The following is a 14,570-nucleotide window of genomic DNA, read 5'->3' as shown; positions in this document are numbered from 1 at the left end:
TAGGCGTCTCGCCTACCCGGCCAGCGGCGCGCGGATCACGAACGACGACTCCGCCTCGGTGGACTGGTCGACCCACAGCTCGGCGCCGCGGCGGTGCACGAACCAGCCGGGGTAGTTCGACGACTCCAGCGCGATCGTTCCCGCCTCCGCGCCGGGCAGCGCGCAGAACGTCGCGTCGCCGCGGAACAGCGGGGACGGGTCCGGCAGGTCGAATCGCAGCCGCCAGGACGAGTGGCGCAGGAAGCGGCCGTCGGCGAACCGGAACGAGTGGCACCGCGCGTCCGCCAGGCCCTCTACCACCTCGAACGTCGCCGTCACCCGGACCGAAGCGGTGCTTCCCGGCCCGGCCGGGGCCAGCCCGGCCACGCCGCGCGCGGTGGAGACGAACGACCCGGGCACGTCCGCCGACTCGAGCGACACCGCGCCCGGGGACAGTGTGGTGGGCGTGGGGGAGGGGCGGCCCGGCGGCGCGGCGATGACCGGCAGCGCCGGGGACGTCGGAGGAGACACCACCTCGGCGGTACCGACCGCGGCGCCGGCCGCGAGCGTGCCCGCGGTCAGCGCGGCCACCACCGGGTGCGCGCCGATCGCCTGGACGATCAGGCCGAGGACCCCGGAGCCGCCGGTGACCGACGCGCCGGCCGCGACCAGCCCGGCCTTTCCCGCGGCGAGCTTGCCGAGCACCGCGCCCGCCAGGCCGGCCGGCACCGGCAGCAGGGCCAGCACCGGGAACAGCCGGTCCGCCGGGAGTAGGCCCTCGCCGGCGGGCGCGCAGACCCGGCAGTCCCGGATGTGCCGGTCCGCGCGTTTGCGCCACAGCGGCCCGGGCTCGCCGTCCCAGCCGGTAAGCGTGACGGCCAGGCCGGGGCAGCGGGGCTTGAGGTCAAGCGCGGCCACCACGCCGCGGGCCGTGTCGAGCCGGTCGCGCAGCCGCTGCACGCGCACGCCCGCGTGCGCGACGCTGACGCCGAGCGCGGCCGCCAGGTCGGCCCGGGACATCTCGTCCGCCATCTCCAGCCACCACAGCGACAGCAGCACGCGGTCGTCCGCGTCAAGCCAGAGGCCCGCGCGCCGGGCCTGCCGGCGCTGCCCGGACAGTTCCGCACGCAGCAGCGCGGCCTCCTCGAACGCGGCGTCCGCCGTGTCGTCGGCCTCGTCCAGCACGGTCATCCGCTCCGCGGCCCGCGCGGACCGCTCAAGGTAGGTGCCGACCTGGCGGACCGCGATCGACGTCAGCCAGGGGCGGAAACTCTCCGGATCACGCAGTGCCGGCAGCCTGCGCAGTGCCCGCAGCATGACGTCCTGCACCAGGTCGTCGACGTCCGCGCGGTCGTCAAGCGCCCGGCGCGCGATCGTGTAGACCAGCGGCAGGTAGGCGGCGACCAACTCGTCAAGCGCCGCCCGGTCACCGGCCCGTGCCGCACCGATCAGCTGCGCGTCGTTCCTGTGTGTGGTGTGCACATCTCCTCATCGTCTGCGGTCCGCATCGACTGTGAATGATTGATGCAGCCTGCGTCAACATCCAGGAGACATCGATACCTGGTCCCGGAGACCGTATCGACGTGGGAGCCGGGCCGCGGCGAGGCCCGGCCGCACGGCGCACCACGCCGGCCGCACCTGGATCCGGCCTTCAGGTGGGCTCGGTGAGGCCGTTCTGCCAGGCCCAGATCGCGATTTCGGTACGGTTGCGCGCCGCCAGCTTCTCCTGCGTGCTCGCCAGGTGCGACTTGACAGTGGACAGCGAGATGCACAGGTCCGCAGCGATCTCAGCGTTGGTCAGCCCGCGGGCCACCGCGAGCGCCACGTCCAGCTCCCGGCCGGTCAGCGGCAGGTCCTCCCGGTCCGCGGCCCGGGTGGCGTCGTCGGTGAGACGGCGCAGCAGCCGTACGGTCACCGATGGTGAGACTATCGCCTCGCCCTTGACCGCGGCCCGGACCGCCTCGGCCAGCCAGCCCGCGCCCGCGTCCTTGAGCAGGAACCCGGAGGCGCCGGCCCGCAGCGCGGCGTAGACGTTCTCGTCGACGTCGTAGGTGGTCACCACCACGACCTTGAGCGGATCGTCGACATCCGGGCCGGCAAGCAGCTCGGTGGCGCGCACGCCGTCCAGTTTGGGCATGCGGATGTCCATCAGCGTGACGTCGGGGCGCAGGCTGCGGGCCAGCCGTACGGCGGCCTCACCGTCCGCGGCCTCGCTGATCACCTCGATGTCCGGCTCGGCATCCAGGATCAGCCGGAACGCGGTCCGGATCAGGCTCTGATCGTCGGCCACCAGCACGCGGATCGGCATCAGTCTCCCAGGGTTCGGCAGTGGACCGGCCTTTTCGGCAGGCGACCCTGGCCGAAAGTACTACCTTCGGTGGACGCGTGGTGCGGGCGCTGCTGGGATCGGACGGTCAGATCCCTGCCACGAAAGGACTACCGTGCGCAGACCGACCGCCGGTACGGCGTTCGTCCTCACCACGGCGTTGCTGCTCACCGGCACCGCCGGCCCCGCCGGTGCGGCACCTGCCGACCCGTTCACCGCGTTCGCGAACCAGGACGTCGCCTGGGGACCGTGCGCGTTCACCGCGGACCCGGACGCGTTGCCGTCCGAGTGCGCGGTGATCACCGTCGCCCGTGACTGGGCCGCGCCCGGCAACGGGCGGACGATGCAGGTCTCGATAAGCCGGGTCGCCGCGAGCGGTGAGCACCTCGGCTCGCTGCTGATCAACCCGGGCGGTCCCGGCGGGCAGGGCACGTCGCTGCCCGGCGTGCTTGGGGCGCTCCAGCCGCAGTTGCACGAGCGCTACGCGCTGATCGGCATGGACCCGCGTGGCACCGGGCAGGAGGGTGGCACCACGCCGGAGACCGAGAAGTGTGAGGTGCCGCTCGACCGGCTCTCCGCCCGGACCGACCTCGACGCGCGGGACCGCTCGGCGGACAGCATCGCCGAGCACCTCAAGCAGCCGCGCGCGATAGCCGAGGCCTGCCAGAGTGAGGCGCTCGCGCCGTACATCACCACCTGGCAGACCGCGCACGACATGGAGCTGATCCGGCTGCTGCTGGACGAGCCGAAGCTCGACTATCTCGGCTACTCCTACGGGACCTGGCTCGGCGCCAAGTACGCGTCGCTCTTCCCAGGCAGCGCCGGGAAGATGGTGCTTGACTCAAGCGTCGACTTCCAGGGCCGGTTGCAGGCTGCTTTCGAGGCGTGGCCGCCGATCAATCAGCGGCTGTTCGACGACACGTTCCTGCCCTGGATGACCCGGGTGTTCCCGGCCGAGGTCGGCGCCACCACCGAGGAGGCGGCGGCGAACTGGGAGCGGGCGCGCGACTTCTACGCGTCCGCCGGGGTCAGCCCGGACGCCTATGACAGCATCTTCGTCGGTATGGGCGCGCCGATCCGCTGGGTGCTCGGCGCCGCGATCTTCGTGATGGGCGTCAGCGGGGCGAACGGCGAGACCGGGGCACCGACCGACTCCCGCCTCGCGCCGCAGCTGGACGCGTTGTCCCGGGAGCGGTTCGACGTGCCGCTCGCCGAGCTGACGCCGTCCGTGGCCGCCGCGGCGCTCGCGGACGACCCGGAGGATTACGCGCTCATCCCGACCACCCGGTACGCCGTGGCCTGCAACGACCAGCCGACCCGTACGGCCGGCTGGTACCAGCGGCTCAGCGACCGGCAGGGCCCGGAGTACCCGCTCTTCGGCTGGCAGTACGGCCTGAGCGAGCCGTGCGGTTTCTGGTCGGACGCGCCGCGCCAGGGCCTGCCGCAGTTGCCGGCCGAGGTGGCCGGCCGGGTGCTTGTGGTGCAGGGCGAGTTCGACCCGCAGACCGGGTACGAGCAGGCGAGATCAGCTGTCCGTGCCGCGCCCGGGGTCAGTCTGGTCTCGGTGGACGACAGCCCGTTCCACGGTCAGTACACCTTCGACGGCAACCCGTGCGTCGATGGCATGGTCAACGTGTTCCTGCTGCGCAACTCGCGGCCCGGCACGCTTACCTGCCCCGGCGTTCCGCTGCCGGGCGAGTCCGAGGTGTTCCCGGTGTCCGGACCGGTCCGCACGCCGGGCGCGGCGACGATGACGGCGTCGTCGGTGGCGCCGCTGCCCGAGCTGCGCGCGTCGGTCCAGGCCCGGATCAGCGAGATGAACGCGCCTCGCTGATCGGCTGAACAGGGTGCGGTGGCTCGTCACCGCACCCTGTTCTTTCTTCATCCGCCAGAAACACCTATCCGAAAAGTGTTACGCCGATCGGCCGCCGATCGTGAACTGCGCATCGATGGTTCTCACTTGAGAAGAAGCGATGGGAGCGCTCTCGTACCATGCCAAATGCATTTACGCCTATAAATGTGTTTGCCGCAGGTGCGGAAGGGAGTGGCTGTCATGGACAGATTCAGAGCGGCCGGGGTCGGGCTGGTGACGGCCGCGGTTACGATTGCGGCGGCGGCGGTGGCGCTGCCGGCCGGCGCCGCGGCCGCTGGATGCGCCGTCGACTATGCGGTGTCGTCGCAGTGGCAGGGTGGCTTCGGCGCCAGCGTGGCGGTGACGAACCTCGGTGATCCGCTGAACGGCTGGACCGTGACCTGGTCGTTCGGTGCCGGGCAGACCGTGACGCAGGCGTGGAACACGACGCTCACCCAGTCCGGCGCCGCGGTGACCGCGAAGAACGTGAGCTACAACGGTGCGGTGCCGACCGGCGGCACTGTGTCGTTCGGCTTCAACGGCTCGTCGGGCGGCAGCAACCCGGTCCCGGCGAGTTTCGCGGTGAACGGCGTGACGTGCACCGGGGGTGTCGCTCCCACGACCGCACCGCCCACCGGCCAGCCGCCGACAAGTCAGCCGCCGAGCAGCCCGCCACCAGGCACGTGCACGCTTCCGTCCACCTACCGCTGGTCGTCGTCCGGGGTGCTTGCCACGCCGAGGTCCGGCTGGGTCTCGTTGAAGGACTTCACCACGGTCCCGTACAACGGCAAGCAGCTCGTCTATGCCACGACGCATGACAATGGCACGTCGTGGGGTTCGATGAACTTCAGCCTGTTCACGAACTGGTCCGAGATGGCCTCGGCGAGTCAGAACGCGATGTCGTCCGGCACTGTCGCGCCGTCGTTGTTCTACTTCGCCCCGCGCAACATCTGGGTGCTCGCCTACCAGTGGGGTGGTGCGGCGTTCTCCTACCGGACGTCGAGTGATCCGACGAACCCGAACGGCTGGTCGTCGCCGCAGACGCTGTTCTCCGGGAGTATCTCCGGTTCGGGGACCGGGCCGATCGATCAGGCGGTGATCGGTGACTCGTCGAACATGTACCTGTTCTTCGCGGGTGACAACGGCAAGATCTACCGGGCGAGCATGCCGATCGGGAACTTCCCGGGCAGTTTCGGCTCCACGTCCACGGTGATCATGAGCGACTCGACGAACAACCTGTTCGAGGCTCCGCAGGTCTACAAGGTGCAGGGTCAGAACCAGTACCTGATGATCGTCGAGGCGATCGGTGCGAACGGCCGCTACTTCCGCTCGTTCACCGCGAGCAGCCTGGGCGGGTCGTGGACTCCGCAGGCCGCCACCGAGAGCAATCCGTTCGCCGGCAAGGCCAACAGTGGTGCCACCTGGACCAACGACATCAGCCACGGTGAGCTGATCCGGGTCAGTGCGGACCAGACCATGACTGTCGACCCGTGCAACCTTCAGCTGCTCTACCAGGGCCGTTCGCCGAGCTCCGGCGGAGACTACGGGCTGCTGCCGTACCGGCCTGGCCTGCTGACGCTGCGGCGCTGACGGTTGATATCGTCGCCCATCGATGATTTACTTCCGTGGAAGCGCTCCCACTGCTGGTCGAACCGACATTCTCTGGGAGGACGAGGTATGAACAAACACCGGATCAGCCTGCTGGGCCTGATCGCCGCCCTGGTCATCGGAGTCTCGATGGCCATGGCGGGGCCGGCCGCGGCGAGCGCCCCCGCGACCGTCGCAAGTGTCACGACAGGTTACGAGAACACCTGCACGATCGGCACCGACGCGTCACTGTGGTGCTGGGGCAGCAACTTCGCCGGCCAGGTCGGCGACGGCACCACCACCAGCCGCAGCGCGCCGGTGCGGATCGGCGACGCCACCTGGGCGAGCGTGGACGGCGGCACCAGCCACACCTGCGCGATCCGCACCGACGGCTCACTGTGGTGCTGGGGCTTCAACCTCAGGGGTCAGGTCGGTGACGGCACCACCACAAACAAGACCTCGCCGGTACGTGTCGGCACCGCCTCCACCTGGGCCACAGTCAGCGCGGGCAGCAACCACACCTGCGCCACCCGCACCGACGGCACGCTCTGGTGCTGGGGCTTCAACCGGCACAACCAGCTCGGCCAGCCCTCGTCCGTCTACGTGGCGTCCACGCCGCTGCAGGTCGGCACCGCGACCAGCTGGGCGAGCGTCACCACCGGGTTCGCGCACACCTGCGCGGTGCGCACGGACCGTACCCTCTGGTGCTGGGGTGACAGCTCCAGCGGGCAGCTCGGCGTCGGCAGCCTCGGCTACCGCACCAGTCCGGCCCAGGTCGGCACGGCGACCAGCTGGGCGAGCGTGACCGCGGGCTACACGTTCACCTGCGCGGTGCGCACGGACGGGACGCTCTGGTGCTGGGGCGAGAACGGCTACGGACAGCTGGGCGTGGCCGGCACCTATCAGGTCTCACCGATCCAGGTCCCGGGCACGACCTGGGCCTCGGTCACCGTCGGCAACGACACGTCCTGTGCGCGCCGTACCGACGGCAGCCTGTGGTGCTGGGGCAACAACGCGTTCGGGCAGCTCGCGGACGGCACCACCACCCACCGGTTCGCGCCGGTACGGATCGGCACGGACACCACGTGGACGGGCGGGTTCGCCGCCGGGCCGCACGTCTGCGCGATCCGTACCGACGGTGGCCTGTGGTGTTGGGGTAACAACTGGAGCGGGCAGCTCGGCGACGGCACCACAGTCACGAGGTCCGCACCGGCGCGGGTGCTCAGCTGACCCGCGGGTAGTACGGCCGCAGGCTCGCGGCGGCGATCCGATCGAGGACGCGGTCCGGGAGCAGGCGGGAGAGCCGGATGAGCACGGCGGCGTTCAGGCCGATGGCGAACCGGGCGCGGGGAGCGCGCCCGGTCACCGCCCTCGCGATGGCCTGCGCCGCCCTGTCCGCGCTCAGGGCGCCCTCGGTGCCCGCGCGCGACTGGGCCAGGACCGCCTCGATCAGCGAGCCGTAGCGCCGCTGCTGGTTCGGGGTCATGGCGGCGGCGAGTCGGCCGGCGGCGATCCGCCGAACAGGTTTACCTCGAACAGGCGCCGCCACTCGCTCAGCGGCATCGCCTCGACCGGCGCGTTGGTCTGGATCGCCGCGTTGTTCACAAGCGCGCGCAGGTCGGGGCCGACCCGTTCCCGCAGCGAGTCGATGTGGTCCTGCCGGGTGAGGTCAAGGATCACCGGCTCGAGGCCGGGCGCGCGCAGCTCCGCTCGACGAGGGTGGACCCGGAGCCGTCACGCTGCGCGAGGTGGGGGCGCGGTGTCAGCGGCATCATCAACGCGGAGCTCAGCGGCCAGCTCACCGGCGAGAAGTGGGTGCACCTCCGCCGATGAGCCGGCCGACACGCTGACCGCGATGATCGAGCGTTACGCCGCGGGCTGACTCATTTCCCGAAGCCGGCGGTGAGGCCGCTGAGCAGCTGGCGGCGGCCGACCGCATAGGCCACCAGGATCGGGACCGTGGTGAGCGTGACCGACGCCGCGATCGCCGGCGTGTTCACCCCGTACTCACTCTGGAACGTCCAGAGCGCGAGCGGCATGGTGCGCTGCTCCTCGCTCTGGGTCAGGATCAGCGGCAGGACGAAGCCGTTCCAGATGCTCAGCGTGTTGTAGATGGCTACCGTGACAAGCGCGGGCCGGGTCAGCGGGAATGCGAGCCGCCACATCGTGCCCCACTCGCCGGCCCCGTCGACCCGCATCGATTCGAACAGCTCCTTCGGCACGTCCCGGATGAAGTTCGACAGGACGAGCACGGAGAGCGGAATTGCGAACGCGATCGAGGGCAGGATGATCGCGGCGAGCGTGTCGTACATCTTCAGCCGGATGATGATCAGATAGACCGGGATGATCACTGCCTGCAGTGGGATCGCCAGGCCGAGCAGGAACACCGAGTTGATCGAGCGTAGCCACCGGTTGCCGGCGCCGCGGACGATTGCGTATGCGGCCATGAACGACACCGCGACGGCCGGGATCACCGCGCCGGCGGAGACGATCACGCTGTTCAGGAAGTACCTGACGAAACCGGCCTCGAGCACGACCTTGTAGTTGTCAAGGATCGGCTCGGTCGGTGGCGCGAACGTGTTGGTGACGAAGTACGACGACTGCGTCTTGAAGCTGGTGATGACCACCCAGTAGATCGGCACCATCGCCACGATGAGCCAGATCCAGCTGAGTGAGCCGCCGATCCAGTTGCGCCGCATCTCAGACCCCCTCCTGCTGGCTCTCGTCGCCGCGCCCGCCGAGCCGCCGCAGCAGCTGGGACAGGGCCAGGCCGACCAGGACCAGGACGACCGCGATCGCGCTTGCCGGGCCCATCAGGCTCTTGCCGAAGCCGGTCTCGTACATGTCAAGTGCCAGCACCCGGGTGGCGTCGCCGGGGCCGCCCGCGGTGAGCACGTAGATCAGGTCGAACAGCGTCAGCGAGCCGACCACCATCAGCGTGGACGACGTGACGATCGTGTACTTCAGCTGTGGCAACGTGATGCTGAAGAACTGCCGGACCCGGCCCGCGCCGTCGATGAGCGCGGCCTCGTACATGGTCTTCGGGATCGACCGGACCGCGCCCTGGTAGATGAGCGTGTGGAACGGGATGAACTGCCAGGACACGATGAAGACCAGCACGCCGACCGCGAGCGTGGAGTCACCGAGCCAGTCCTGGCTGAGGAAGTCGGCGCCGAGCCCGCTGCCGATCCCGAAGTTCGGGTCGAGCAGGGACTTGTAGGTGATCGCGATCGCGGCGGAGCTGAGCAGCAGCGGGATGAAGTAGAGCACGGCCAGGAGCCCGCGGTACCGGATGTGCGGGGCCAGGAAGACACCGAGCAGGATCGACATCGGCGTCTGGATCGCCCAGGACAAACCCATGATCAGGAACGTCACGCCGAGCGCGTGAAGCAGGTCCGGCGAGGAGAGCACTGTGGTCCAGCTGTCCAGTCCGGACGGATGGATGGTTCCGATCCCGTTCCAGGTGGTGAAGCTGAGCGCGAGCACACCGATCAGCGGCACGATCGCGAAACCTGTGAAGAGCAGGAGAGCGGGCAGTGTCAGCCAGATCAGGGCGCCGCCCCGCCCGCCGCTGCGGGCGGTGGTCTCGGTCATCCGCGCGGCGGGCGGAGCAAGCGTGGTCATTTGCCGATGACCGCGTTCATGTTGTCGACCCACTGCTGCGGGCTGATCTGGTTCTGGAACAGCTTGGCGATGTTCTCAAGCAGCGTGGTCGCGGCGGTCGGGGACAACGCCTGGTCCCAGGACTGGGCGAAGACCTTGGCATTGACCGACGTGTCGTAGCAGAACTTGAGGAACTGGCCCTTGGGCGAGGTGTCGTACAGTTTGTCGCTGCCCTGGATGATCGGCACGTTGCCCGACGTGATCCACTCGTTCTGCTCCGCGTCGTCAAGCAGGACCGTGGAGAAGAACTTCTTCGCGACCTCCTTGGCCTCCGGCGTGGCCTTGGACGAGATCGACAGGTAGTGGCCGGGGTTGCCGACCTGGTTGGACGGGTCGCCCTTGCCGCCCTCGACCGGCGGGAAGTTCATGTACCCGAGCCCGCCGCTCTTGACGAAGTCACCGCCCTGGGCCTCCTGGATGCCGTACGACCAGGAGCCGTGCACCATCATCGCGGCCTTGCCGGTGTAGAGCAGTGCCTGGTCCGCGTTCGAGTCGGCGGTGATCGAGGAGAATCCGTTGATGAAACCGTTTTCAGTGATGAGCTGCTGAACTTTGCCGAGCATGTCCAGAACCGCCGGGTCGGACCAGGCACCCGCCTCGCCGGCGAAGACCCGATCGAAGACCTCGGACCCGGCGATGCGGTCGAGGAGCAGCTCCAGCCACATCATGTTCGTCCACCGGGACTGGCCGCCGAGTGCGAACGGCGCGATGCCGGCCGCGTTGAACTTCGGCACCAGGGCCATGATGTCGCCCCACGACTGCGGCGGCTCCGCCTTGACCTGCTCGAAGACCTTCTTGTTCCAGTACAGCAGGATCGGCTGCACTGTCTCGTGCGGCATCGCCCAGATCTTGCCGTTGACAGTGGCCGCGCCGAACGAGGTCGGGAACAGCTTGTTCTTGACCTCGGCGTTCTGCGTGAACCAGTCGGTCAGATCCTCGACCTGGCCGGCCTCCACGTAGGACTTCAGCGTGCCGCCGCCCCAGCCCCAGATCATCGTGGGCGCGTCGCCGGCGCCGATCGCGGCCTTGATCTTCTGCTTGAACGGGTCGTTCTGGAAGAACTGCGGAGCGATAGTGGTGTCCGGGTTGGCCTTGTTGAACCTGTCGACCGCGGCCTGACGGGCCTGCTCACCGGGCGGCCCGCTGAGCGACCAGTAGGTGGCGGTGGCGTCGCCCGGGCCGGAACTGCCGCAGGCGGCCAGCGCGGCGGCCACACCGGCACCGGCGGTGAGACCGAGGAGATGACGTCGGGACAAGCCTGTACTGATCATGTGAACTCCGTAGTCGAGACGCTGGATTGCGCTTTGCCGGGTTCGTGGCACAAAGGGCCCTGGCCCGGTCTCGACGGGATCGCCAGGCCGGGCCGAGGACGAAGGTGGCGCAACCGTAAAAGCGCTGAAACCCCTGTGTCAAGACCTCGAAACTTTCGGAATGAAACTGTCGGAAAATGTTGCCTGCCGGTCGACACCCCATCGACCCAGATCACGTGGTCACGACCGTAAAGCTGACTACGCACCGCGCGGGCCGTCACCGGAGAACAAAGCCGAGCATTCCGAAAACTTCCGGAAACTAGCGGGGCCCGGACGATGCTGTTGGGGGCTGCGCGTACCCGTCAGCATCTGTTACGGTCGATGGCTGGCATGGAGCCCTCCGCAACCGTCACAGGCCGCTTGTGCGCGCGGCCGGGCGACGCTCAGAACGGCAGCTGGTCGGCCTTCAGGCTCGCGTGGACGGCGCGCAGGGCGTAGTGCACCCGGGACTTGACGGTGCCGGGCCGCAGGTGGTGCCGCTCCGCGATCTCCTCGACGCTGCGCCCCTCAAGGTGATGCTCGCGCAGCACGGTCCGGTGCGGGTCGCTCAGCCGCCGGAGGGCGAGCCGCACGCTGTGCGCGGCTACCGCCTGGTCGGCCGCGTCCGGGGCGAGCACCACCGACTCGTGCGGATCGAGCCGGACCTCGCGCGGACGGGCCTGGCGCATGCGCATCGAGTCGATGGCGACGTTCCGGGCCACTGTGTAGAGCCACCGGGCCAGAGCCTCCGGATCCTCCGGAAGCGAGTCGACGTGCCGCCAGGTGCGGACCATCGTCTCCTGCACCAGATCCTGCGCCAGGTCGGACGAGCGGGTGAGGCGGGTCAGGTAACGGTGCAGCCCGGCCGCGTGCGTGGTGTGGATCCCGGTGAAGCGGGTGGTGCTGGCGTACGACGACGAAGGCCTCATTGCAGCGAAGGTATGGGCCGGCACTTGAAGGGCAGTGGATTCGCTCTGAACGGCCGGCCTGACGGCTGACCCACTGCCCGTCAAGTGCTTCGCCCTACCGTGTGCCGGGTGACAGAGGTGAGCACGGCCGAGCCCGGCCGGTGGAGGAAAGCGCTACTGGCCGTACCCGTGGCGGTGGTTCTGATCGTGTGTTCGTGGGCCGTGTGGTACGGCTGGCTGGGCGCGTTCGCGGATGAGGGGGCGCTGCCGCCGCGGTCGTCGGCTCCGGACCTGCCGGCCGGTGCGAGCGTCGTCGACGAGTCGGTGGCGTGCGGCTCCGGCGGCTGCTGGCGGCTGATCACGGTGGCGCCGCCGGCCGGGACGTCGCCCGTCGATCTGGCGGCCGGGATGGGCCTGTCCGAGGAGCGGTGCACCGAGCCGACGATCGTCGAACCCCGGTCCGTGTGCGTGTGGGCCAGCCCGCGCGACGAGCTGCTTGTCGTCTACAGCGGCTACCGGTGACGCCGGGAGTCAACTGATTCTCCACCGGGCCCGCCTACGGTGCGGAGCCGGCCGCGCCGCACCAGAGGTGTGATCCACGTCGCTCCTGAAACGTTCCGCCAGGTGTGTGGCGTGTTGTCGGTGCGAGTCGTACCAGATCAACCTTTGAGGGGCATGTGTGAATACGCGTACGCGCCAGGTGGTGCTTTGTGTGCTGGCCCTGGTCCTGCTGGGAGCGGCCGCGATCACGATCGGCCTGCGCCGCGCCGGGGAGACGCCGGATCTTGCCGCAGGCGGTGACCTGGCCCCGGCAGCGGGACCGAGCCGGGACCCGGTTGCGCTTGCCGAGGTGGCGCATGCCCGGCTGCCGGCGACCGCTGACGCGCGGCTGACCGAGCACCAGGGGCCGGTGACCACGGCGAACCTGCAGACCCGCGGCGGCGACTACCTCGGCGACCTGACGCTCTGGGTGGCCTGCGCCGGTGCCGGGCGGATCACGATGACCGTGGTGGGCGTGCTGCACGCCGAGGCGATGGGCACCGAGTCCGAGGTCGCCAGGATCCCGGTGGACTGCGCGGACGACCCGGTCCCGGTGCAGGCGCGGTTCCCGGGCGAGAGGTACCGGCAGTACCTGCGGTTCGACCTGGCGGACACGGCCGGTGCGGTCGGCGCGGCCGGCTTCGCGTTCCGGCTCACAAGCAACACCGGGCGCCCGATGACCGCCTCGGACATCTCCCGCGAGATGAGCCTCGACGACGAGAGCGGGCACAGCCTGGCCAGTGTGGTCGGGGACGGCGACCTGATTCACCAGGGCGACGCCATCGCCGGCTCCCCGACCGTGATCATGCCGGTGAAGGCCGGATCGTATGCACCTGTCGGAGTCTGCGCGGGCCTCGGCACGCTCGTCCTCCTGGTCGGCGAGCAGCGGCAGGAGCTGCCGTGCAGCTGGCCGCCGAAGCGGAAGCAGCTCACGCTCGCCCCGGTCACCGGAACCGGCGCGCCTGTCACAGTGGAGTACCTGTCGACCTCGTCCAGCGCCGCGTTGTACTCCATCGTGTTCGTCCCGCGCTGAGCGCACCGCGGATGAAGGACTTCGACGAGGTCTACGCGGCCAGCTACGCGGACATCACCGTGCAGCTGTACGCGTACTTCAACGACCGCCAGGAGGCGCAGGACATCGCGCAGGAGGCGTTCTGCCGCGCGCTGGCCCGGTGGCGGAGCGTCTCCAGGTACGACGATCCGGTCGCCTGGATCCGCCGGGTGGCCTGGAACCTCGCGGTCAGCCGCTGGCGGCGCGGGCGTACCGCCGTGCGGTTCCTGCGCCGGCAGCGGGTGGAGGAGCCCTACCTGGACGGGCCCGGCCCGGACCGGGTGATGCTCTTCGCCGAGCTTGCCAAGCTGCCGGCCGCGCAACGACGCGTGGTGGTGCTGCGCTACCTGGCCGACCTGACCGTGCCGGAGATCGCGGAGCGGGAGGGCGTGCCGGAGGGGACCGTCAAGACGTGGCTGCACCGGGCCCGTACCGAACTCGCCGGGAAGGTAGACCATGACTGACCGCGAGATGGCGGACCTGTTCGCCGCCGGTCGCACGCAGGCGCTGGGCCAGGTTCGCGCTCCAGGCGTCGAGGCCGTCCACCGCACGGTGCGGCGCCGCCGCCGGCTTGGCGCCACCGCGGCCGCGTGCGCGGTGCTTGTCACCGCGCTCGGCTCGGCCGCGCTGCTGCCGCGGCTGGACGGCACCCCGCCGGCGCCGCCGATCGACATCGCCCGCAACGATCTCGACGCCGGTGGGACTGTCGTGATCGCCGAATCCGGGCAGGCCGACGCCGGCTACACCCGCTCCTTCCCCGCCTACCTGGGCAATCTGACGGTGCAGGTCTCCTGCGCCGGCACCGGCCGGCTGACGCTCGTGGTGGACGGCGTGCCCGAGGCGGCGACCGGGCAGCGGGACCCGGTCGAGCAGACCCGGGTGACCACCGAGTGCGGCACCGAGCCCACAGGCACGCTGTTCGCGGTCGGCCGCGGCGTGGACGGCCTCACGGTCCGGCTCGACGACGTGGCCGCGGGGGCGGCGTTCGCGTACCGGATCACCACCGACACCGGCGTGCCGATCACGCCCGGTGACCCGGCGGCCGACCCGGTCGCCACACTCGCCGCTTCAGGTGTTGAGGCGACCGGGCACCACCTGTGGGTCGCGCCGTCGAGCGGCTTCCACGATCAAACGCCGCTCGACGCCGGTACGTACCGCCTGGTGATCGCCTGCGCGGGCGCCGGAACGCTCCGCGTCGAGTTCGTCGGCGTCGACGGGACCGCGGTCACTGCCGGGCAGGAGACGGCCTGCGGCTGGCCGGCCCGACAGGCGATCTTCACGGGTACGCGCGACTCCACCGCCCTCCTCTCGATCAGCTTCCAGCCGGTGGCCGGTGGCGTCGCCCCCGCCCGGGTCGCCTGGGCCGGATCGTGAC

Annotated in this window: 15 protein-coding genes; 7 read left to right on the top strand and 8 right to left on the bottom strand. The window is 70.0% G+C overall.

The window, feature by feature from the left end:
- Positions 1 to 12 precede the first annotated feature (12 nt).
- Both ACIA8K_RS22620 and ACIA8K_RS22615 read right to left on the bottom strand, forming a co-directional pair.
- Positions 13 to 1,461 (bottom strand): sigma-70 family RNA polymerase sigma factor, encoded by a 1,449-nt coding sequence (locus ACIA8K_RS22620; protein ID WP_396062298.1) that lies wholly within the window; start codon positions 1,459 to 1,461, stop codon positions 13 to 15.
- 169 nt (positions 1,462 to 1,630) lie between these two features.
- Positions 1,631 to 2,287: a response regulator gene (locus tag ACIA8K_RS22615; RefSeq protein WP_396062297.1), complete on the bottom strand. Its 657-nt coding sequence runs from the start codon at positions 2,285 to 2,287 to the stop codon at positions 1,631 to 1,633.
- A 133-nt stretch (positions 2,288 to 2,420) separates the two neighbouring features.
- On the opposite strand from ACIA8K_RS22615, the gene ACIA8K_RS22610 reads away from it, so the two are divergent.
- From ACIA8K_RS22610 to ACIA8K_RS22600, 3 genes are all read left to right on the top strand, one after another.
- Positions 2,421 to 4,139 carry an alpha/beta fold hydrolase gene (locus ACIA8K_RS22610; protein WP_396062295.1) on the top strand — a complete coding sequence of 573 codons (1,719 nt, stop codon included), beginning with the start codon at positions 2,421 to 2,423 and terminating at the stop codon, positions 4,137 to 4,139.
- 219 nt (positions 4,140 to 4,358) lie between these two features.
- Positions 4,359 to 5,747 carry a non-reducing end alpha-L-arabinofuranosidase family hydrolase gene (locus ACIA8K_RS22605; RefSeq protein WP_396062293.1) on the top strand — a complete coding sequence of 463 codons (1,389 nt, stop codon included), beginning with the start codon at positions 4,359 to 4,361 and terminating at the stop codon, positions 5,745 to 5,747.
- Between the two features lie 87 nt (positions 5,748 to 5,834).
- On the top strand, positions 5,835 to 6,974 hold the full coding sequence (locus tag ACIA8K_RS22600; protein ID WP_396062291.1) for an RCC1 domain-containing protein: 1,140 nt from the start codon (positions 5,835 to 5,837) through the stop codon (positions 6,972 to 6,974).
- On the opposite strand, the gene ACIA8K_RS22595 is transcribed toward ACIA8K_RS22600, so the two are convergent.
- The 6 genes from ACIA8K_RS22595 to ACIA8K_RS22570 all read right to left on the bottom strand — a co-directional run bounded on the left by ACIA8K_RS22595 (position 6,967) and on the right by ACIA8K_RS22570 (position 11,625).
- On the bottom strand, positions 6,967 to 7,230 hold the full coding sequence (locus ACIA8K_RS22595) for a hypothetical protein (protein WP_396062289.1): 264 nt from the start codon (positions 7,228 to 7,230) through the stop codon (positions 6,967 to 6,969). The genes ACIA8K_RS22600 and ACIA8K_RS22595 overlap by 8 nt on opposite strands.
- A complete protein-coding gene (locus ACIA8K_RS22590; RefSeq protein ID WP_396062287.1) occupies positions 7,227 to 7,424 on the bottom strand; it encodes an SDR family NAD(P)-dependent oxidoreductase in 198 nt (65 codons plus the stop codon). The genes ACIA8K_RS22595 and ACIA8K_RS22590 overlap by 4 nt, the downstream gene beginning before the upstream one ends.
- 203 nt (positions 7,425 to 7,627) lie before the next feature.
- The gene (locus ACIA8K_RS22585) at positions 7,628 to 8,443 is read right to left on the bottom strand and encodes a carbohydrate ABC transporter permease (protein ID WP_396062285.1); all 816 of its coding nucleotides are present in this window, start codon (positions 8,441 to 8,443) and stop codon (positions 7,628 to 7,630) included.
- Position 8,444: 1 nt separating this feature from the next.
- Positions 8,445 to 9,368, bottom strand: a complete 924-nt coding sequence (locus ACIA8K_RS22580) for a carbohydrate ABC transporter permease (protein ID WP_396062283.1) — start codon at positions 9,366 to 9,368, stop codon at positions 8,445 to 8,447.
- Complete coding sequence (locus tag ACIA8K_RS22575; RefSeq protein ID WP_396062281.1) at positions 9,365 to 10,678, bottom strand: extracellular solute-binding protein; 1,314 nt, start codon at positions 10,676 to 10,678, stop codon at positions 9,365 to 9,367. The genes ACIA8K_RS22580 and ACIA8K_RS22575 overlap by 4 nt, the downstream gene beginning before the upstream one ends.
- A gap of 422 nt (positions 10,679 to 11,100) precedes the next feature.
- Entirely contained in the window at positions 11,101 to 11,625 is a 525-nt protein-coding gene (locus ACIA8K_RS22570) for a sigma-70 family RNA polymerase sigma factor (protein ID WP_396062279.1), read from the bottom strand.
- Between the two features lie 108 nt (positions 11,626 to 11,733).
- Here ACIA8K_RS22570 and ACIA8K_RS22565 point away from each other — a divergent pair, with 108 nt between their 5' ends.
- From ACIA8K_RS22565 to ACIA8K_RS22550, 4 genes are all read left to right on the top strand, one after another.
- Positions 11,734 to 12,126 (top strand): hypothetical protein, encoded by a 393-nt coding sequence (locus tag ACIA8K_RS22565; protein WP_396062276.1) that lies wholly within the window; start codon positions 11,734 to 11,736, stop codon positions 12,124 to 12,126.
- Between the two features lie 157 nt (positions 12,127 to 12,283).
- Positions 12,284 to 13,177 (top strand): hypothetical protein, encoded by an 894-nt coding sequence (locus ACIA8K_RS22560; RefSeq protein ID WP_396062274.1) that lies wholly within the window; start codon positions 12,284 to 12,286, stop codon positions 13,175 to 13,177.
- Positions 13,178 to 13,188: 11 nt separating this feature from the next.
- Positions 13,189 to 13,659, top strand: a complete 471-nt coding sequence (locus ACIA8K_RS22555) for an RNA polymerase sigma factor (protein ID WP_396062272.1) — start codon at positions 13,189 to 13,191, stop codon at positions 13,657 to 13,659.
- Positions 13,652 to 14,569: a hypothetical protein gene (locus ACIA8K_RS22550; RefSeq protein WP_396062270.1), complete on the top strand. Its 918-nt coding sequence runs from the start codon at positions 13,652 to 13,654 to the stop codon at positions 14,567 to 14,569. Before ACIA8K_RS22555 ends, ACIA8K_RS22550 begins: the two co-directional genes overlap by 8 nt.
- Position 14,570: the final 1 nt, after the last annotated feature.

Origin of the sequence: Catenuloplanes sp. NPDC051500 (genome assembly GCF_044454585.1) — a bacterium.
GTDB lineage: Bacteria > Actinomycetota > Actinomycetes > Mycobacteriales > Micromonosporaceae > Catenuloplanes.
This window is presented reverse-complemented; position numbering and strand designations above follow the sequence as displayed.